20 protein-coding genes and 1 pseudogene are annotated in these 19638 nt (G+C 39.2%); 8 read left to right on the top strand and 13 right to left on the bottom strand.

Features of this window, described 5'->3' with window-relative positions; genetic code table 11:
* Nucleotides 1-31: 31 nt before the first annotated feature.
* Nucleotides 32-1390 carry a uracil-xanthine permease family protein gene (locus tag ACPF64_RS00945; protein ID WP_426455227.1) on the bottom strand — a complete coding sequence of 453 codons (1359 nt, stop codon included), beginning with the start codon at nt 1388-1390 and terminating at the stop codon, nt 32-34.
* A 178-nt stretch (nt 1391-1568) separates the two neighbouring features.
* Here ACPF64_RS00945 and typA point away from each other — a divergent pair, with 178 nt between their 5' ends.
* From typA to ACPF64_RS00930, 3 genes are all read left to right on the top strand, one after another.
* On the top strand, nt 1569-3404 hold the full coding sequence (typA, locus tag ACPF64_RS00940; RefSeq protein ID WP_005036264.1) for a translational GTPase TypA: 1836 nt from the start codon (nt 1569-1571) through the stop codon (nt 3402-3404).
* A gap of 254 nt (nt 3405-3658) precedes the next feature.
* Nucleotides 3659-4090, top strand: a complete 432-nt coding sequence (gene mscL, locus ACPF64_RS00935; protein ID WP_045435462.1) for a large conductance mechanosensitive channel protein MscL — start codon at nt 3659-3661, stop codon at nt 4088-4090.
* Nucleotides 4091-4231: 141 nt separating this feature from the next.
* Nucleotides 4232-4585 carry a gamma-glutamylcyclotransferase family protein gene (locus ACPF64_RS00930; RefSeq protein ID WP_045435460.1) on the top strand — a complete coding sequence of 118 codons (354 nt, stop codon included), beginning with the start codon at nt 4232-4234 and terminating at the stop codon, nt 4583-4585.
* Nucleotides 4586-4595: 10 nt separating this feature from the next.
* Here the strand turns inward: ACPF64_RS00930 and ACPF64_RS00925 are convergent, their stop codons facing one another.
* Both ACPF64_RS00925 and mutM read right to left on the bottom strand, forming a co-directional pair.
* Nucleotides 4596-4886, bottom strand: coding sequence for a peptidylprolyl isomerase (locus ACPF64_RS00925; protein WP_003655265.1), 291 nt, complete (start codon nt 4884-4886; stop codon nt 4596-4598).
* An 18-nt stretch (nt 4887-4904) separates the two neighbouring features.
* Nucleotides 4905-5729 carry a bifunctional DNA-formamidopyrimidine glycosylase/DNA-(apurinic or apyrimidinic site) lyase gene (mutM, locus tag ACPF64_RS00920; RefSeq protein ID WP_426455223.1) on the bottom strand — a complete coding sequence of 275 codons (825 nt, stop codon included), beginning with the start codon at nt 5727-5729 and terminating at the stop codon, nt 4905-4907.
* Between the two features lie 76 nt (nt 5730-5805).
* Between mutM and ACPF64_RS00915 the strand changes: the two genes are divergently transcribed.
* The 4 genes from ACPF64_RS00915 to ACPF64_RS00900 all read left to right on the top strand — a co-directional run bounded on the left by ACPF64_RS00915 (nt 5806) and on the right by ACPF64_RS00900 (nt 10782).
* Complete coding sequence (locus ACPF64_RS00915; RefSeq protein ID WP_426455221.1) at nt 5806-6372, top strand: DNA-3-methyladenine glycosylase; 567 nt, start codon at nt 5806-5808, stop codon at nt 6370-6372.
* Between the two features lie 133 nt (nt 6373-6505).
* The gene (locus ACPF64_RS00910) at nt 6506-8683 is read left to right on the top strand and encodes a TonB-dependent receptor family protein (RefSeq protein ID WP_426455219.1); all 2178 of its coding nucleotides are present in this window, start codon (nt 6506-6508) and stop codon (nt 8681-8683) included.
* Between the two features lie 9 nt (nt 8684-8692).
* A complete protein-coding gene (locus tag ACPF64_RS00905) occupies nt 8693-9802 on the top strand; it encodes an NADH:flavin oxidoreductase/NADH oxidase (RefSeq protein ID WP_426455217.1) in 1110 nt (369 codons plus the stop codon).
* Nucleotides 9803-9858: 56 nt separating this feature from the next.
* Nucleotides 9859-10782, top strand: coding sequence for an AEC family transporter (locus ACPF64_RS00900; RefSeq protein WP_426455215.1), 924 nt, complete (start codon nt 9859-9861; stop codon nt 10780-10782).
* A 34-nt stretch (nt 10783-10816) separates the two neighbouring features.
* Here ACPF64_RS00900 and ACPF64_RS00895 read toward each other — a convergent pair whose 3' ends face one another.
* From ACPF64_RS00895 to ACPF64_RS00880, 4 genes and pseudogenes are all read right to left on the bottom strand, one after another.
* Nucleotides 10817-11641 (bottom strand): tetratricopeptide repeat protein, encoded by an 825-nt coding sequence (locus tag ACPF64_RS00895; protein WP_426455213.1) that lies wholly within the window; start codon nt 11639-11641, stop codon nt 10817-10819.
* Between the two features lie 184 nt (nt 11642-11825).
* Entirely contained in the window at nt 11826-12536 is a 711-nt protein-coding gene (locus tag ACPF64_RS00890; RefSeq protein ID WP_045435444.1) for a DsbC family protein, read from the bottom strand.
* A gap of 149 nt (nt 12537-12685) precedes the next feature.
* Complete coding sequence (locus ACPF64_RS00885) at nt 12686-13408, bottom strand: YgfZ/GcvT domain-containing protein (protein WP_005036286.1); 723 nt, start codon at nt 13406-13408, stop codon at nt 12686-12688.
* A gap of 113 nt (nt 13409-13521) precedes the next feature.
* Nucleotides 13522-13584, bottom strand: a pseudogene (locus ACPF64_RS00880) (hypothetical protein); the annotation flags it as partial.
* A gap of 39 nt (nt 13585-13623) precedes the next feature.
* Between ACPF64_RS00880 and ACPF64_RS00875 the strand changes: the two are divergent.
* Entirely contained in the window at nt 13624-14076 is a 453-nt protein-coding gene (locus ACPF64_RS00875) for an SRPBCC family protein (protein ID WP_005050025.1), read from the top strand.
* Nucleotides 14077-14124: 48 nt separating this feature from the next.
* On the opposite strand, the gene ACPF64_RS00870 is transcribed toward ACPF64_RS00875, so the two are convergent.
* The 6 genes from ACPF64_RS00870 to rutA all read right to left on the bottom strand — a co-directional run bounded on the left by ACPF64_RS00870 (nt 14125) and on the right by rutA (nt 19349).
* Nucleotides 14125-14997 (bottom strand): NAD(P)-dependent oxidoreductase, encoded by an 873-nt coding sequence (locus ACPF64_RS00870; RefSeq protein ID WP_426455210.1) that lies wholly within the window; start codon nt 14995-14997, stop codon nt 14125-14127.
* A 15-nt stretch (nt 14998-15012) separates the two neighbouring features.
* On the bottom strand, nt 15013-16365 hold the full coding sequence (gene rutG, locus ACPF64_RS00865; RefSeq protein WP_426455208.1) for a pyrimidine utilization transport protein G: 1353 nt from the start codon (nt 16363-16365) through the stop codon (nt 15013-15015).
* A gap of 30 nt (nt 16366-16395) precedes the next feature.
* Nucleotides 16396-16956, bottom strand: a complete 561-nt coding sequence (gene rutF / locus ACPF64_RS00860) for an NADH-dependent FMN reductase RutF (protein WP_426455206.1) — start codon at nt 16954-16956, stop codon at nt 16396-16398.
* A 96-nt stretch (nt 16957-17052) separates the two neighbouring features.
* Nucleotides 17053-17436: a pyrimidine utilization protein C gene (gene rutC, locus ACPF64_RS00855; protein ID WP_419297750.1), complete on the bottom strand. Its 384-nt coding sequence runs from the start codon at nt 17434-17436 to the stop codon at nt 17053-17055.
* A gap of 45 nt (nt 17437-17481) precedes the next feature.
* Nucleotides 17482-18234: a pyrimidine utilization protein B gene (rutB, locus tag ACPF64_RS00850; RefSeq protein ID WP_426455203.1), complete on the bottom strand. Its 753-nt coding sequence runs from the start codon at nt 18232-18234 to the stop codon at nt 17482-17484.
* Nucleotides 18231-19349 carry a pyrimidine utilization protein A gene (rutA, locus tag ACPF64_RS00845; RefSeq protein WP_426455201.1) on the bottom strand — a complete coding sequence of 373 codons (1119 nt, stop codon included), beginning with the start codon at nt 19347-19349 and terminating at the stop codon, nt 18231-18233. Before rutA ends, rutB begins: the two co-directional genes overlap by 4 nt.
* Nucleotides 19350-19638 lie beyond the last annotated feature (289 nt).

Here is a 19638-nt window from a genome sequence, read left to right as displayed (position 1 = left end):
GAGCTGGGCAGTAATCAAAATTAAAAGTTAGTTATTTATGAGTTTCAGGAAGCACAACATTTAGAATTAATGCCGCTATACCACCTGTTGCCACGCCCGAGCTAAAAATATTTTTAAATAATTCTGGAAGATGCTCTAAAATTTGAGGAACTTGAGCAACACCTAAACCTAATGCAAGTGAGATGGCAATAATTAATAAAGCTCGGCGATCAAGGTGAACTGAAGAAAGAATATTAATACCTGATGCAGCCACTGCACCGAACATTACCATAACAGCGCCACCTAAAACTGCTTGAGGAACTGCTTGTATCACACCAGCTACCGCAGGAAATAGACCTAATAAAACCAGTAAAATGGCAATCCAGATACCTACATAGCGGCTAGCAACCCCAGTGAGTTGAATTACACCATTATTTTGAGCGAAAACAGAACTAGGGAAAGTGTTAAATAATCCTGCCAATAAAGAGTTTGCCCCATTAACTAACACGCCACCTTTAATACGTTGCATCCATACTGGACCATTAACAGGTTGGTTGGAAAGTTTACTAGTTGCTGTCACATCACCAATTGCTTCTAAAGAGGTCACCAAGTAAATGAATGCCATTGGAATGAACAATCCCCAAGAGAAGCTCAAACCAAAGTGCATTGGTGTTGGAATTTGTACGAGTGGCGCATCTTTAATACCAGAGAAATCTAGATGTCCCATAAATCCAGCAAGAATGTAACCACTCACTAAAGCGATTAAAATAGCTGAGCTTTTAATCCAAACCACTCGAATACGATTTAGAACAACAATAATGGCAAGTACGGTACATGACATAATAAGGTTGTCTGCACTTGCAAAAGTATGATCTTGCATGGCTTGGTAGCCACCACCCATACTAATCAAGCCTTCTTTAATAAGTGTTAGGCCAATTAATAGAACAACAATACCAGTCACTAAAGGAGTAATTAGTCTTTTTACCCATGGAAGAATTTGCGAAACACCCATTTCAATGAAGGAACCTGTAATGACCACACCAAATATTGCAGCCATGACTTGGTTTACAGGTGTGCCTGCGGCAACCATTGCACTACCAATCCCAATAATAGGACCAATAAAGTTAAAGCTCGTGCCTTGAACAATAAGAAGACCAGCACCAAATGGACCAACTTTTTTACATTGTAAAAATGTAGCAATGCCTGAAATCACCAAAGACATCGATAAAATCATGTTAGTTTCAGTGCGTGAAACACCTAAAGCTAAACAAATTAAAAGGCCAGGCGTAACAATTGGTACAATAATCGCAAGCAAATGTTGAAAAGCTGCTAAAAAAGCTATCAACGGTTTTGGCCGATCATTTAAGCCATAAACAAGGTCTAAATGGTCTTGGGAATGTTGACTCGACATGGGTGTAGGTACGCCGCAATTTCGCAAATTGGCGCTATTCTAATCGAGATAACTATCTTTACAAAACGAAATACAGGCTATTAGAAATTTTTTTTGTCAATGTCAATAAACTGTCACTACTCAAGAGTAGTGTTTTTCTGTATAATTTGCCCTCAAATTTCAGGCGTTTCGAATTTTCATGTCAGATATCAAAAATCTCCGTAATATCGCAATTATTGCGCACGTCGACCACGGGAAAACCACACTTGTCGATAAACTTCTTCAGCAATCAGGTGCTCTCGGTGACCGAGCAGGCGAGATTGAGCGTGTCATGGACTCGAACGCGCTTGAAAGTGAGCGTGGTATTACCATTCTTGCAAAGAACACTTCTATTACTTGGTTAGATAAACGTACTGATACAACTTATCGTATCAACATCGTCGACACCCCGGGACACGCCGACTTCGGTGGTGAAGTAGAACGTGTATTGTCGATGGTTGACTGCGTATTACTACTTGTTGATGCTCAAGAAGGTCCAATGCCACAAACTCGCTTTGTAACTCAAAAAGCGTTTGCTCGTGGTTTAAAACCAATCGTTATTATTAACAAAGTTGACAAGCCAAGTGCGCGTCCAGACTGGGTTATCGATCAAGTATTTGATTTATTTGATAACCTTGGTGCAACTGATGAACAATTGGATTTCCCAATCGTTTATGCATCAGGTTTACGTGGTGTTGCAGGTCCTGCACCTGAAGAACTTGCAGAAGACATGACGCCGTTGTTTGAAACGATTGTAGACATCGTTGAACCACCAGCAGTTGATGCTGACGGTCCATTCCAAATGCAGATTTCTTCACTTGACTATAACAGCTTCGTAGGTGTTATCGGTGTTGGTCGTATTCAACGTGGTTCAGTAAAATTAAATACTCCTGTTACTGTAATTGACAAAGAAGGCAATACACGTAACGGCCGTATCTTAAAAATCATGGGTTACCATGGTTTAGAGCGTATTGATGTTGATTCAGCATCTGCTGGTGATATCGTATGTATTACTGGTATTGATGCGCTTAACATTTCTGACACAATCTGTGATCCGAAAAATGTTGAAGCATTACCAGCTTTATCTGTAGATGAACCTACAGTATCTATGACATTCCAAGTAAACAACTCTCCGTTTGCTGGTAAAGAAGGTAAGTTCGTAACTTCACGTAATATCCGTGAACGTCTAGATCGCGAATTAATCCATAACGTAGCTTTACGTGTTGAAGATACTGACAGTCCAGACCGTTTCAAAGTATCTGGTCGTGGTGAACTTCATCTTTCAGTTCTAATTGAAAACATGCGTCGTGAAGGTTTCGAAATGGGCGTGTCACGTCCACAAGTAATCATGAAAGAAATCGACGGTGAAAAACAAGAGCCTTACGAAAACGTAACTTTTGACGTTGAAGAACAGCACCAAGGTTCTGTTATGGAACAAATGGGCTTCCGTAAAGGTGAAATGACCAATATGGAAGTTGACGGTAAAGGCCGTATCCGTATCGAAGCAACTGTGCCTTCACGTGGTTTGATCGGTTTCCGTTCTGAATTCTTGACCATGACTTCTGGTACAGGGATCATGACATCAAGCTTCTCGCATTATGGTCCAGCAAAAGCGGGTACTGTTGCGAAACGTCAAAATGGTGTATTGATTTCAATGGTTCAAGGTACTTGCTTGGGCTATGCATTATTTACACTTCAAGACCGTGGTCGTTTATTCGCGAAGCCACAGTTAGAAGTATATGAAGGCATGATCATCGGTATTAACTCTCGTTCAGATGATATGGTTGTTAACCCAACTAAAGCGAAACAGTTAACTAACGTTCGTGCATCTGGTACTGATGAAGCATTAACTTTAACACCTGCAATGGAATACACGCTTGAACAAGCGCTTGAATTCATTGAAGATGATGAATTAGTTGAAGTTACTCCAAAGTCAATTCGTATCCGTAAGCGTTATTTGACTGAAAACGAACGTAAACGTAACCGTGATAAATAATTTTTCTTAAGTGAAAAAGAAAAAACCGCTAAATTAATTTAGCGGTTTTTTTAATCGTTATATTTGAAATTAAACTAAGCTTAAAATCATATTTTTCTTATCAGTTAATATGTTGTTAAAGTGTGAAATAACTTTCTTTTTTTGATAAAAATATTAAATTATCAATATCATGGCGATTACTATCTAAATGGATAAGATGCCAATGAAAAGAAAAATATAACGTGTTTTAACCCCCGACATCTGGAGATGTTTAGATGAGTATTATTCAAGAATTTAAAGAATTTGCCGTGAAAGGCAATATGATGGATTTAGCCATTGGTGTGATTATTGGTGGTGCTTTTGGCAAAATCGTAGACTCTTTAGTAAAAGATATTATCATGCCGCTAATCAGTGTAATTACGGGTGGTGGTGTTGATTTTTCGCAGAAATTCATTGTTCTAGGAGCAAACCCTACCAATCTGCAATCTTTAGATGCTTTGCAAAAAGCAGGTATCAATGTTTTAACCTATGGTAATTTCCTCACCATTTTAATTAACTTTATTATTTTGGCTTGGGTTGTGTTCTTAATGGTGAAATTATTAAATAAACTTCGCCGTAATAAAGAAGAGCCAGAAGCACCGGCTGCAACTCCTGAAGATATTCAATTATTGCGTGAAATTCGTGATGAGTTGAAAAAGCAAGCTTAACAATCTTCTAAAGTAATAAAAAACGGTACTAAAGGTGCCGTTTTTTATTACTAAGTATTTTATGTTGGGCTAAAGATATTGATAAAATTGAAAGGTTACCAATCAGTTCAATTACACATATTGTAAAAGGGGTATAAATAAATGAATCAGCTTTTTGTGTATGGAACCTTATGCCCAAATAAAGCAAATGCTCATATTTTAGAGCAGATTGGCGGTAACTGGACAAAAGCCACTGTGCGTGGTGTGATTCATATTTTAGATTGGGGACCCGATAAAGGCTTAAAAGCAATTGTTTTAGACGCAAAAGCCGATTGGGTAGAGGGTTATCTGTTTAGCACAGAAAAACTGGCAGGAAACTGGCAAATGCTTGATGATTTTGAAGGTTTTCAATATCAACGTGTCATAGCTGATGTGAAGCTTGAGTCGGGTGAACAGATCAAAGCTTGGACATATCAACTGAATGCACAGGCTCAAGCTTCTGAAAACCACAATTAAAATAATGGAATCAACGTAAGCTACTCATTCTGAATTTAACTTCTAAAAGATGATAACCAAATTGGCTTTTTATTGGTCCTTGTAGTACACGCTCAGCGGCTGTAAATACCACTTTATCAATCACTGGTACCAGCTGTCCTTTTTTGACTTCGCCTAATTCACCACCGCGTTTTGCTGAATTACAAGTTGAATATTGCTTAGCAAGTTTGGCAAAGTCAGCGCCACTTTGTAGCTTCTTTTTTAACTGTTCAGCTAAGTCTTTATCTTTGACCAGAATATGTCGGACGATTGCTGTTTGCATTATGACTTCCTCTGAAAATTAGAGCTTATTGGGCTTTTTGAGGGGTTGGCACTCTGGGCAAAATACACTTGCACGTTGTCCAAGTTTCAAGTTTTCTAATGTGGTTTCACAGTTAACACACATCTGTCCGGCACGTCCATATGCCAAAAGGGTCTGTTGGAAATAACCATTTTCACCCATGGCATTGCTGTAATCACGTAAGGTCGAACCGCCCAAATCAATAGCAGACTTTAAAATCCGTTTGATTTCGATCACCAGTTTCTCGATTTGTTCAAGGCTTAGGTCCGCAGCTGGTTGTGCGGGATGGATCCCGACATTAAATAAACTTTCAGTTGCATAAATATTGCCAACACCAACCACAACATGATTATCCATAACTGCAATTTTTGTGCCGACAGATTTATTTTTAAGTTTTGAAGCTAAATATTCTGCATTAAAGTCAGTACTTAAAGGTTCAGGTCCTAAAGTATCAATTAATTTCCCTTGTGTTTCAGAGTTTAGCCAGAGAATGCAGCCAAAGCGACGTGGGTCATGATAACGTAACTCATGTTCCTCAAAGCGAATGATGAAGTGATCGTGTTTTCTCAGCTCATCATTTGGCTGACACAAGCGGAAGCTGCCTGACATTCCTAAATGCCAAAGCATTTGATCTTGTTCAAAGTTTGCCAAGATATATTTTGAGCGTCGATTTAATCCAATAAGACGTTGCCCAACAAGTTTTTGAACATCATCTGGTATTGCCCAGCGTAAGCTCGGGTTACGTACTTCTACACTTTGAACTTTTTGATTCAATAAGGGAAATAAACTGGTTTTAGTTGTTTCGACTTCGGGTAACTCAGGCATCGCCAACTCGCAGAATTAACAGATATACTGGAATAATCAAGTATATCGTGTGGTATGTAATATTTCAGAGATTACTATGTCAGATATTTTACCATTAAGCTGGTTTCAACGTGAAACTTCACAGGTTGCTCATGATTTAATCGGATGCGTGTTATGTAAGCGACAAGCTGATGGACACGTCATTCAATGTACGATTACCGAAACCGAAGCTTATTTAGGAATTCGAGATAAAGCTTGCCATAGCTACAATGATAAACGTACATCTCGAACAGATGTGATGTATGGTTCAGGTGGCACGATTTATGTCTATTTAATTTATGGCATGTATGAAATGCTCAATCTCATTACCCAGACAGAAGGCATCCCTGAAGGGGTAATGATTCGTTCTGCATTTTTGAATGGTGCTTCAACCAAAAAAGAATATAAGCTTTTAGCTGGACCGGGCAAACTCACACGATATTTAGGAATTGATCGAAGTTTAAAAGGTCAAACTTTAGGTGAAGAATCTGGGCTATGGATTGAAGCAGCATCAACGCAGCCTGAAGTGGTGATGACACCACGTATAGGAATTGACTATGCCGAAGAGGCAAAAGATTGGCCTGAACGATATTGCTGGAAAGATCATCCCTCTTTAAGTCGTTAATTAAAGTAGGTAGTAAATTCTCTGATAGTGATTAAGTGTGTTCCAGATTTAAAACAATGCAGAGCGAATTCAATATCCAGACAAGACACTGCTTTTTGTTATCATAACTACAATATAAATAAAGGAAATAAGCATGTCCTTATTACGCTTAGACCGACTTCATTACTGTATTTTGATGAGTATGGGCTGTATTTCTAGCCCACTCGTTTGGGCAGATGACTTAGCTCAAGACATTACGGTATTGCCAATTTTACATGTGGAAGCAACGCGTACCGATACAACCTATTTGCAAACACCTGCTTCGGTTTTTAGAATTGATGCACCTCAAGTTGATAATTCTTCACAAGTAAATTTAACTGAAGTTGTAAAAGGCATACCGAGCTTACAGATTCGTAATCGTGAAAATTATGCACAAGATTTACAGCTCTCCATGCGTGGTTTTGGTGCACGTTCAACTTTTGGTGTTCGAGGTATTCGCCTGTATGTTGATGGGATTCCAGCAACGATGCCAGATGGACAAGGTCAAACCTCTAATATCGATTTAAGTAGTCTGGACCATGTTGAAGTTCTAACAGGACCTTTCTCTTCACTTTACGGAAACTCATCTGGTGGGACGATTTTAACGTCTACTAAAGAAGGGCAGGGTAAAGACTCGATTGAGCTGAGTTATTCGGGCGGAAGTCATGATAAAAGTCGAGCTGGGCTTGTGCTACAAGGTGGGGCAAAGGGTGCGAATGAACCAAGTTATGTTATTAGTTCATCATATTTCGATACCGATGGTTACCGAGAACATAGCGGTGCAGAGAAAGTATTAAACAATGCAAAACTCAGTTGGAATCTTGATGATGGCAGCAAAATTAACTGGGTGACCAACTATGTCAAAATCCATGCAGATGATCCACAGGGTTTAACGCATGACCAGTGGAATGCGAACCCAAAGCAACAAGTTCCATTTTTAAAGCAATTTAATGTCCGTAAAGATATTGAACAAACTCAAACTGGCGTGACGTGGTCTAAGCCGATTAATGATAAAAATGAACTCTATGCGATGGCATATTTAGGCAATCGTCAGGTGACACAATATCAATCGATTCCAAAAGGTGAAGTAACGCTAAAAGATGGTAAACCTATTTACTCAGGTCAAAAAAGTCCTACACATGCTGGTGGGGTAATTGATTTTGAGCGTAACTATTATGGTGCTGACTTCCGTTGGACTGGTAAAGAACTATTGCCGAATACGACGATTAGTGTAGGTATTGCACTTGATATGATGGATGAGGACCGCAAAGGTTTTGAAAATTTTAATGTAAATAATGTTTATGGTGTTAAAGGTAATTTACGCCGTGATGAAGACAATACTTTGTGGAATATTGACCCCTATTTACAAGCTTCATGGCAGTTTTTGCCCACATGGCGTTTAGATACAGGTGTGCGTTATAGCAATGTGCATTACAAATCAAAAGATCATTTCACTTCAGGGCCTGATCAGTACGGGACTGTGAACGGTGATGATAGTGGTAAGACTGATTACAATAAAGTTTTGCCTTCTGCTGCGTTAAGCTGGCAAATTTTACCTGAACTTATGGCCTATGTGAGTTATGCCAAAGGCTTTGAAACACCAACTTTTACTGAAATGGCATACCATCGAGATGGAGAAAGTGGTTTTAATTTTGATTTAACAGCATCAACAAGTGATACCTATGAAACAGGCTTAAAGTCACAAAATCATTTGGGTGATTTTACTTTGGCAGTTTTCCAAACTAAAACCAAAGATGACATTGTTTCTGCGGGTAACTCAAATGGCCGATCAACGTTCCGTAATGCCGATAAAACCTTACGTGAAGGCGTAGAGTTTGCATGGAATAAAAAGTTGTGGCGAGATTTAACAGCGACTGCAAGCTATACATATTTAGATGCAACCTTTGATGCGAATATTCCAGCCTCAGGAAGTGTTGCTCAAATTCCATCAGGGAATGCCATTCCTGGAATTGCTAAAAACCAAGCTTATGCTTCTTTAGCTTGGCAGCCATCACACGGTCTATATGGTGGTATAGATGTACAGTATATGGATAAAGTATACGTGAATGATACCAACAGTGACGCAGCGCCAAGCTACAGTGTAACCTCAGCTAATGTAGGTTATGCATGGGTAATGGGCTACTGGAAAGTGAATAGCTTTGCCCGTGTAGATAACCTGTTTGATAAAAACTATGCAGGTTCAGTGATCGTAAATGACGGTAATGACCGCTACTTTGAGCCAGCGGATGGACGTAACTGGAGCGCAGGTTTACGTGTAATTAAGCAATTCTAGGAATTAAAAATGGCAAAATTATTTGAAACGGTTAACTTTGATTCACTACAACTGGTCAATAGAATTGTAATTGCCCCAATGTGCCAATATTCGGCAACAGATGACGGTGAAGTGACCTATTGGCACGAACAGCAATGGGCAAATTATGCATTATCTGGTGCAGGGCTTTGTATAGTAGAGGCGACTGCTGTACAAGCTGAGGGGCGTATTAGTTATGCTGACCTTGGACTTTGGAATAATCAGCAACGTGACCAAATCAAAACGTTATTGGGGAAGGTTAGAACACTTTCACCCATGCCATTTGGAATTCAGTTAGCGCATGCAGGTCGTAAGGCTTCTACTGAAAAACCATGGTTAGGGAAGGGGCAAATTGCAAAAGATCAGCCACATGGTTGGCAAACTGTTGCCCCAAGTGAAAGTACCTTTTCCGTTCATGATGCTGCACCGCATGCTTTAACCATTGATGAAATTAAACAAGTTCAACAAGACTTTGCAGCAGCAGCAAAACGTGCCGTAGAAGCTGGCTTTGAGTTAATCGAAGTTCACGCTGCGCATGGTTACTTATTACATCAATTCTTATCGCCAATTGCGAACCAGCGTACAGATGAATATGGTGGTTCTTTAGAAAACCGTATGCGCATGACACTTGAGGTTCTTCAGGCGATTAAACTCGCTGTTCCTGCTGGTTACCCAGTGGGAGTTAGATTGTCTGCGACCGACTGGTTGGACGGTGTAGAACACTGGGATATCGAATCTACAGTTGGTTTATCAAAAGCTTTAGAACAGTTGGGCGCAGCCTATGTGCATGTGTCTAGTGGTGGTTTACACGAACATCAATCTATTAAGATTGGCGCTGGTTATCAGGTTCCATTTGCTGAGCAAGTGAAAAAACATGTGTCTATTCCAGTCATTGCTGTAGGGCTGATTACAGAACCTGAACAAGCAGAAAGTATCCTTACTTCGCATCAGGCCGATGCAATTGGTCTTGCTCGTGCCATGTTATATGACCCAAGATGGCCTTGGCATGCAGCAGCAGCTTTAGGCGCGGAAGTTAAAATAGCACCTCAATATTTACGTTGCCAACCTCACGGGGTAAAACAGCTTTTTAATTCTTTTTAACTGTATCGGGCAAAGTCATCTTTGCCCGTTTTTCTTTAGATGAGTGAGGTGGTTCGGTGGTTTTTCAGGTTATTTTGCCTATCTTGATATTGCTATTGATGGGCTATGTTTGTGTTCTCATCAAATTGGTAACGCCTGAACAGATCCGGGCACTTAGTGCATTTGTGATTAAAATTTCTTTACCAGCTTTTTTAATTCATTCTTTAGTAAATAAAAACTTACAAGACATTTGGCATCCTGCTTATTTTCTTGCTTATGGTGGTGGGTCTTTAATTTTATTTTTCTTAGCTTTTATTCTTTATCGAAAATATTTTAAAAATAGTTTAACCCATAGCGCCGTAATTGCGATGGGAGCTTCGATGTCCAATACTGGGTTCATGGGAACTGCTATTTTGACTATGTTGATTGGCAATCACGCTGCGATTTATATTTCTTTAACCTTAATCATTGAAAATTTATTGATTGTGGCACTCATGCTGATTTTGGCCGAAGCCGGCTTACATCAACAACAGAATCTTTTACCGCTTTTAAAACAAACCTTTTTGAATTTACTCAAGAATCCAGTGATTATCGCTATTTTGGTTGGGATGGGATGCATTCTTTTAGATGTTAACCTTCCTACTACTCTTGATCAGTCTTTGGAGCTACTTGGGCGCACGGCATCACCTTTGGCTTTGTTTGCAATTGGGGGAAGCTTAGTTGGAATTGGAATTACAACAGTAAACATGCAAAGTGTTTTGTTGGCGACATTTAAAGTTATCCTGATGCCATCTGTTATTTTTGCACTCTTTTTAATCACCCCAGATGTAAGCCGTGAAATGCTTTACGCTGGAACATTAATTGCTGCTTTACCGATGCCAATTGCTTTTGGAATTTTTGGACAAGCATACGGTTTAAATGAAAAGGCCTTAACACCTTTAATGATTAGTACAGTTGTTGGTTTTCTTGGGGTGAGTGGACTTATCGCTTTGTGGTGGTAAATTAAAAAGCCCCTTGCGGGGCTTAAGTCATTCACTATTTTTTCGGGGCTGGTTGTGCTGGAGCAGTGGCTGGTTGTTTACTTTTTTCTGCAATAATTTTATCAACCGAAGCTAAAGACTCTCTAGCATTGGGAACATTTTGGTTAGCTAACTCAGTAAAAATCTTTTTAGCCTGTGGCAAATTTTGTGGAATGATATTGCCATTGGCCATCATGGTCGCTAAAGCCATAGAAGCTGGTGCATAACCTTTTTGTGCAATTGATTGTAAAGACTCAATACCTTGACGTTTCATGAGTGGGTTTTTATTTTCCACACCTTGGCTAATATCATAAAGCGCTTTGACCTGAATCGCTGGGTAGTTGCCCTTTCTAATTAAAGGCGCTAACTTTTGCAGAGCGATTTGATGTGATTGCGGTTTTTTCTGAGCAAATAAAATCGTAGCAATTTTTACAGTCGCATCATCAGAACCTTGAGCCGATGCTTTTTGAATATATTGACTGAATTTATTACTATCTTTGGCAACGCCTAGTTCGCCTGTCTCATAGATTTGAGCGAGTGTGTAACTCGCTTGTGCGTAGCCTTTATTAGATGCATCTTCATAATACTTAAGGGCTTTAGAAGAATCTTTTGCTGTGCCTTGCCCAGTTTGGGTCATGTAACCTAAGTTATAGATGGCTTGGGCATTACCTGTTTGAGCTAGGCGTTGCATTTCCTGAAATGCAGCTGGGTAATTTTTTGCTGCATAGAGTTGTTCAGCTTGTTTAAAAGCATCTGTTTTAGCAACCGTCGTAGTGTTATCTGCTGCGAAAATTGATGCACTTGAAAGAGTGATTAGGCTTGCGATTAGTAATTTCTTCATTTCTTTTTAACCTTTTACTTCGTAGCTACATCATTCCATTGATGCATTAAATAGTTTCAAGTTCTCATCATAAATCTTGAACGCTGAAAGTAAACAGCCGATTTGTATATGAAGCACTGCACTTTGGGCAAATTGTGGAGAAAAAATACCCACTCACGTTAATAAAACGGAGTGGGTGATACTGTTATTTTGCTGTCTGGAGTAATGCTTCAATTTGCTTGGCATCATTTGGTACACCAGAAATTCTTTGACCATCTTGCAAGAACAGGGTGGGTGTTCCATCAATATTTAATTTATTACCGAAAGCAATATTTTTCTGGATTGGTGTTGAACAGTTTTTGCTGGTCGTAGGTAGCTTACGGTTAAGCATATAGTTCGTCCAAGCTTCTGCTGGATTTTTTGAACACCAGATTTGATTTGAAACTTTTTCAGCGTTTGGATGCAAACTGGTGAGAGGGTAAAGGAAAACATATACCGTTACGTTATCAACCCCAACCATATTTTGTTCTAGGCGCTGGCAATATGGACAATCAGGATCACTAAAGATATAGATCGTACGTTCGCCTTTTCCTTTTACGTATTTAATCGCTTGATTAAGCGGTAAGCTTTTAACATCAATCTTACCTAATTCGGCAATTCGTTCATCAGTCATATTTTTTTGTTGTTTAATATCGACTAAATTACCGACAAAAAAGTACTTGGCATCTTGATTGGTATAAACAATACGACCGCTTGTATACACTTCATAAATGCCTTGTACAGGAGATTGGTAAACACCTTTTACAGGCAAATCTGGATAATTGGTCTTAAGATTTTGTTCAAGTGTTTTAACATCAGCATGAGCAGAACCGAAAATAGCCAAACTCAACATGAGTGTAGCAAGTTTAGTCTTCATCTTTTTTCTCTTTAATTTCAACAGGGTTAATGATGGCATATAAAACTTAAAAAATTGACGTTCTAATTTAATGAATTCATTAGTATTTTGTATCTATAAAAAAGCCCACAAGTTTATAGGTGGGCTTTCCAACTTAAGCAAATAATGAGTTATTGTGGTCTGGCAACATCACCGCTTAAGGCTTCAGGTAAATCAAGAACTTGAAGGCCTAGCTCTTCTAGAGCAGCAGGTTTAGCCACAACTAAAGCAAGATAACCTTCCTCATTTGCAACACTATTGACGACTTCAATATCGTTATGAAGTTGAGCTTTCGCTGCAGGTGCTTCACCTGTACCTTGCACTAGATGTAACCAGTGTTTTGGTTTTGCTTTAAACCAAAGGCGCGCCACAATTTCCTGACCTAGGTAACAGCCCTTATCGTAATTAACGCCTTCACGTTGATGTAAACGTAATTCTTGAGGTTGAAACTCGTGTTCTGTTGCCTGTGTAATCCAAGCTTGGCCAGAAAGAATAGCTTGTTTTTGCCATTCAGAAATATCAGTTTCTAGTGCAGAAAACTCAGTCTGATGACCAGAGATTTTTGGAAAAGCAGGACCTTGTTCACTCAAAGTCATTTTCGAAAAAGCACCAAATTTTTTAATATGTTTGGCAAACTCTTCTGCTTGATCTTGAGCAACTACAATTTCAAAACTTTCAGCATTAATCTTTTTTAACCACAAGCCAAAGTGGATACGACCTTTAAGATCACAGATGGCTGTATAGCGTGTTTCATTTTCAGCTAAACGTTCAGTATCTACAGTAACTTGGCCTTGTAAAAACTTTTGTGCATCTACACCGTTTAAAGCATATGAGGAGAAAGCGAGCAGACTCATGATTAATCTCAAATTCAATATGTTTCTTTATGATTGCCGACTATTTTGCTCCATTTTTACTAAAAAATCAGCCATAGTTTTTGTATTTTGATTTTGCATAAAAGATAGCTTTATTGTTTAAAAAAACACCAAAAATATACGTTCGAATGAATCCTAAGGTTTAAGCTAATAAACATAATTTCGATAATTCAAAGGAAATTAAAATAAGGAGAATAATGATGGCAACAGGTACAGTGAAATTTCATCGAGTGTTTAAGGCACCAGCCGAGCGTGTTTATCGTGCATTTTTAGATCCAGATGCTTTAGTAAAGTGGTTACCACCTCATGGTTTTACCGCAAAGGTCCATAGTTTTGATTCAAGTGTGGGGGGCTCATACAAAATGAGTTTTACCAATTTTTCGACAGGTTCAACACATGCTTTTGGTGGAACCTATGTTGAATTAGTTCCAAATGAATTAATTCGCTATAACGACCAATTTGATGACCCTAATTTACCCGGGACTATGCAGGTCACCATTACATTAAAAACGGTATTAGTAGGTACAGAAGTACATATTACTCAAGAAGGAATACCTGAAGTTATTCCTGTGGAAGCGTGCTACTTAGGATGGCAAGAATCCTTATCTTTACTTACCTTATTAGTTGAAGCTGAAATCCCAGATCAATAAAGTTACTCTACCTTTCTTATGAAAAAGAGTAGGTCACGCGACCTACTCTTAACATAGCTCTAGTTGGTTTTTTTGTTCCAATATTTTAACTATGGCTGAAAAATCGACTTGCTGTGCATCTGGTTTGGAAATCTGATTAAACTGTTGCTGAATAAGACTAAAAGATGGAAGTTCCAAATTATTTTGAGTAACGAGATTTAGTGCAATTCCAATATCCTTTTGTAATAAATCTAATGCAAAAGTTTTTTCAAATTTGCGATTTAAAACACGTTGCATCATGATGTGTTCTGAAACATTACTTTTGCCACTAGAGTGGTTAATACAGTTCATTGCGGAATGTAAATTTACGCCTTGAGATTTAAGGATACTTAATCCCTCTGCCAACGCCCAAAGATGTGTTGCCATTAATGTGTTATTGATGGCTTTTACTGCAAAGGCAGCACCACTTCCGCCGACATATTCAACTAAATTAGCAAATGCTTGAATGATGGGTTTTGCTCTTTTAAAAGCAGACTCATCGCCTCCAACCATTACCGTAAATGTTCCTCGTTCAGCTCCAATCGTTTGACCTGAAACTGGTGCATCTAAATAATCAACTTTATTTAATTTGAGCTGTTGGCTGAGTTTCCTTGCAGTCTCTGGCACACCGCTAGTGCAGTCTACCCAAATACAGCCTTGTTTTAGTTGAGAATCCGCAATTAAATTTTCTACATCTTGGCTAGTAGGTAGGCATGAAAAGATAATATCTGCTTGTAGAGCTTGTGTCAGATCTACAGCCTGCGTACCAAAGGTTTGTTCATGTTGCTTTGCTTTAGCAAAAGTACGATTCCAAACATAGACTTGGCTACATACTTGGGTTAAATGGGAAGCCATGTGCCATCCCATTGCACCTAAACCGATAAATGAAACACTTTGAATCAAGGAGTTTCTCCAGAATTAGAGATGTGGGACAGAATTAAGCGGTTCTACTGATTTTTCAATAGATTGACTTTGGGATTTTTCTGTTCTGTTGAGTAATAGGTTAAGAACAATTGCTGCAAGTGTCGCAGTTCCAATACCTCCTAAGTCAAATGGCCCAATATGTAGACTTAAATTGCCAGCACCCATAATGAGACTGACTGCTGCAATAATTAAAGTACTATTTTTGGTGAAATCAACTTTGTTATCGATCCAAATTTTTGCTCCAGCCACAGTAATTAAGCCAAAGACAACAATGGACGCACCGCCTAATAAAGCAACAGGGATGGTGCTAATAATTGCTCCAAATTTAGGGGATAGACCGAGTAGAATTGCAAATAGTCCCGCAACCACAAAAATAGTCGTTGAATAGACTTTAGTTACAGCCATTACTCCAATATTTTCAGCATAAGTCGTCATACCTGTACCCCCAACAGAAGCTGATAAACTTGTACAGATACCATCTGCAAAAAAAGCACGACCCATATATGGCGATAAATTACGTTCTGTCATGGCAGAAACTGCTTTAAAATGTCCTAAGTTTTCAGCGACTAAAATAAGCGCAACAGGTGCAATCAATAAAATAGCTTTGGCATTAAAAACAGGTGAGTGAAAAGTTGGTAGGCCAAACCATGCAGCTTGACTGATCGCATTAAAATCGATGGGTTTGCCTAACCCTAAGATATTGGTGAGTAGAAAATAAATAAAATAAGCACTGATGAGCCCGATGAGTAATAGAAGGCGGCGAATCATACCTCTTGTAAAAACGGCAACAGCACTAATGCATAAAATGGTAATTACAGCCATCCACGTATCAAAGCTATTTGTCGAAACGCTTTTAATTGTTACAGGTGCAAGGTTTAAACCAATAATCATGACAATTGCACCAGTGACCACGGGTGGCATGAGTTTTTCAATCCATGCGGTTCCAGTTTTCATGACAATTAAACCGATGCATGCATAAATCAAACCACAAATGATTGTGCCACCAAGGGCCACAGCTAAATTTGGATTTAATCCAACGCCTGCATAGCCTGTGGCTGCAGCAACTGCGCCAATAAAAGCGAAGCTTGATCCAAGATAGCTCGGCATACGCCCACCTGTAATTAAAAAGAACAAGATGGTGCCGATACCAGTAATAAAAATGGTGAGGTTTGGATCAAAGCCCATGAGTAACGGAGCTAAAACAGTTGCTCCGAACATAGCAAAAGCATGTTGTAACCCCAAAACAATACTTTTACCGGGAGGGAGATATTCATCAATTTGTACGGGAGTTTCTAAATTACCTGCGTGCGGTTTAAATTTAGGAAACCAAGATTCTTTTGTTCGCATAACAGATCCTCTTTTTCATTTTTATCTGCATTAGCATGCTGTTTGTAATTCGCAATAACTGCGGTTGAAGTACATAAGTGCATTAAGTCCACTTTGGTGTTTCATTGCTTTGACTGCACAAAACAAGACATCATGACTACCGATACTCATGCTTTGTACAATTTCACAATCAAATGACACCAATGCCTCATTCAAAATCGGAGAACCAGTGATTAGCTTGCTCCATTCCCCCTGAGCAAAGCGTTCTGGCATTGGCGTTTTCCCGCCAAATATTGTAGATAGCGTACTTTGATGGGCAGCTAAAGTATTGACGCAAAGTACCTCATTCTGTTTAAAAGTATTAAAAACTGATGCTGAGCGGTTGAGACAAACCAATAGTGTCGGTGGTGTATCGGTTACGCTGCATACAGCGGATGCTGTGAAACCTGCTTGTCCCGCAGGCCCATCCGTCGTGATGACATTCACTGCTGCTCCAAGATTTGCCATGCCTTGTCTAAAAGTGTGCTGATCTACTTCTAGGTGTGTGGAACATGGATGAGTCTGTTGAACAACAGATGGAGTTAAAACCCGTTTCTCTTCTCTTTTTTGCATGATTGCTCTCCAACCTCAATGCATGATCATCACAATGAATTGAGGCTAAAACATCACATCAGTTATGATGCTGAGGGTTTTTATCTGTGACATCGCTTATCCCACATGGGCAATCGATGCAATCTCAATTAAAGCATCGGGTTTCACCAAGCCGCACTGGATACAAAAGCGAGCAGGTTTGTCACCCGGAAAGTATTCGGCATATACCGTATTCACTGCGGTATAGTCCGCCCAATCTTTAATGAAAATGGAATTGAAAGTTACGTCATCCATGATGCCACCCGCAGTTTCAATCACTTTTTTGATCGTTTCTAAAATATGGCGAGTTTGTCCAGCAGCATCACCAATACAGACCACATTATTATTTTCATCAAAAGCCAATGTGCCTGAGACATACACAATATTGTCCGCTTTGGTTGCAGGAACATAGGGTGCAAGTGGTGCCGATGTTCCTTCTGGGATAACAACTTGTTTAGACATAAGACGCTCCAAATCAAAGAAATTAGATAAAATTAAATGTATGAATTAGGCAGATTGCTGTAGCAATGCTGATGCCGAACTAAAGGTTTCAATAAAACTATTGGTGTCAGATACCCAGCCAAAAAAAGTTTTAATGTTATATAGGGCCGCGTCGTGAGCCTCTTGAGGTCCGGCTTGATAGCAAGCATCTTTAAGTGCAACACCGAAATATTCCAAAAAGAAACCATCACGTAAGGTGGATTCAACGCAGACATTAGTTGCAATGCCAACGAAGACTAAATTACGAATACCTCGAGCACGTAAAATGCTGTCGAGTGCAGTGTTAAAGAAACCGCTGTAGCGTGGCTTTTCAATAATGATGTCTTGTGGAAGAGGTTGTAACTCATCAATTAAAGCAAAGTCCCAACTGCCTTTAGATAAAAGTTGACCTTGTAACTCGGGCCGTTTACGCATGGTTTTTAAGGCATTAGATTTATGAAAATTTGGTGAACCTAAACCACCAGCCTCGACATAGTTTTTATCCCAACCATTTTGAAAATAGATGACTTGAATCCCTGCACTATGTGCAGCATCGATCGCCTTTTTAATATTTTCGACTACAGGTTTAGTCTTTGAGACATCAAAACCTGCTAAATCTAAATACCCACCTAAAGAGGTGTAGGCATTTTGCATATCAATGACAACAAGCGCAGTTTGTTCTGCTGCTAGTTGAATATGTTCAGGTTCGGATTTTAATACTTTGCCTGTACCAATCTGTGCCGTGAATTCTGCACATACAATATTAGACATTTCATTCATGCGCTTTTCTCCAAAACAGTTGGTTCGGCTTGCTCTGTCAGTTCGGTAACGATGCTTTCACGACATTTCATGAGCGGTTGAATGCGTTGACCAAAATCTTCTACGCCTTGTACAAAGTCATCAAAGGTCAACAAAATTCCCTCTGTCCCTTCAATATCGGAAATTTCATCGAGCATTTTTGCGACATTTTTAAAAGAGCCAACAATGGTGCCCATATTGATATTGACGGGAGAAACGCTAGAGGCCATGTGGCGAATATTGGTGTCAGTGCCAGACACTTTATCTTTTGCACCTTGGTCTTGTAGCCAACGAATAGCTTCCATGTCTGCACCATCGTTATAGTGTTGCCACTTCTGCATTGCAGCTTCATCTGTTTCGGCAGCAATTACCATAAACAACACATAGGTCTGTACATTGCGTCCAGTTTTGTCGGTTTGAACTTTTAAGCGATCATTAATTTCGGCATAGGCTGTCGGTGTGTTTAAACCTTTTCCGAAAACAAAGTTGTAATCGGCATATTTTGCGGAAAAAGCTAAACCTGCATCAGACTGTCCTGCACAGATAATTTTCATATCAGCTTGAGGCTGTGGTTTGACCTGACAATCATTCATCTGGAAGAACTCACCTTTTAGGTTCGACTTTCCAGTTGCCCAAAGTTCACGTAAAACTTCGACATATTCAGATAAGTAGTCATAGCGCTTAGCAAAATATTCATCGCCAGGCCACATACCCATTTGGGAATATTCAGGCATTTGCCATCCAGTCACGACGTTTAGTCCAAACCGACCGTTAGAAATCGAATCTATGGTCGATGCCATACGTGCCACAATTGCAGGAGGCATGACTAATGTTGCAGCGGTTGCATAAATTTGGATTTTACTGGTGACAGCAGCGAGACCTGCCATGAGGGTAAATGTTTCAAGGTTATAGTCCCAAAACTCAGTTTTTCCGCCAAAACCACGCAACTTAATCATGGAAAGGGCAAAGTCAAAACCGTAGTGTTCAGCACGCTGTACAATTTGTTTGTTTAATTCAAAGGTAGGTTTATATTGCGGTGCATTTTCTGAAAGCAGCCAGCCATTATTTCCAATTGGACAAAAAATGCCGATCTTCATCTTGATTCCCCATCGTGAGTTTAGGAAGTCGAACTGAAAGCTATAAAAGATATAATTTTCAGAATTAATATGTGTTTTTAATAATGCATACTGCGTGCCAACTTTTATATTTTGATATTTATCAGTATTTTATATTTATTGTTTGGTATAATTTTTATCAAATGATAAAAAATAATGCGATCATGCACCAAGGAGAAACTAACTTGCTTCATTGTGTATCATTTGATCGATTTTACTTTTGGAGTATTTAATACATTTAAGGGTTATAAAGCAGCTAAGGGGTATAAAG

Source organism: Acinetobacter sp. KB005, from assembly GCF_049949095.1.
GTDB classification, from domain to species: Bacteria; Pseudomonadota; Gammaproteobacteria; order Pseudomonadales; family Moraxellaceae; genus Acinetobacter; species Acinetobacter calcoaceticus.
Note: the sequence above shows the minus strand (reverse complement) of the source record. Positions and strands in the feature narration are given on the sequence as shown.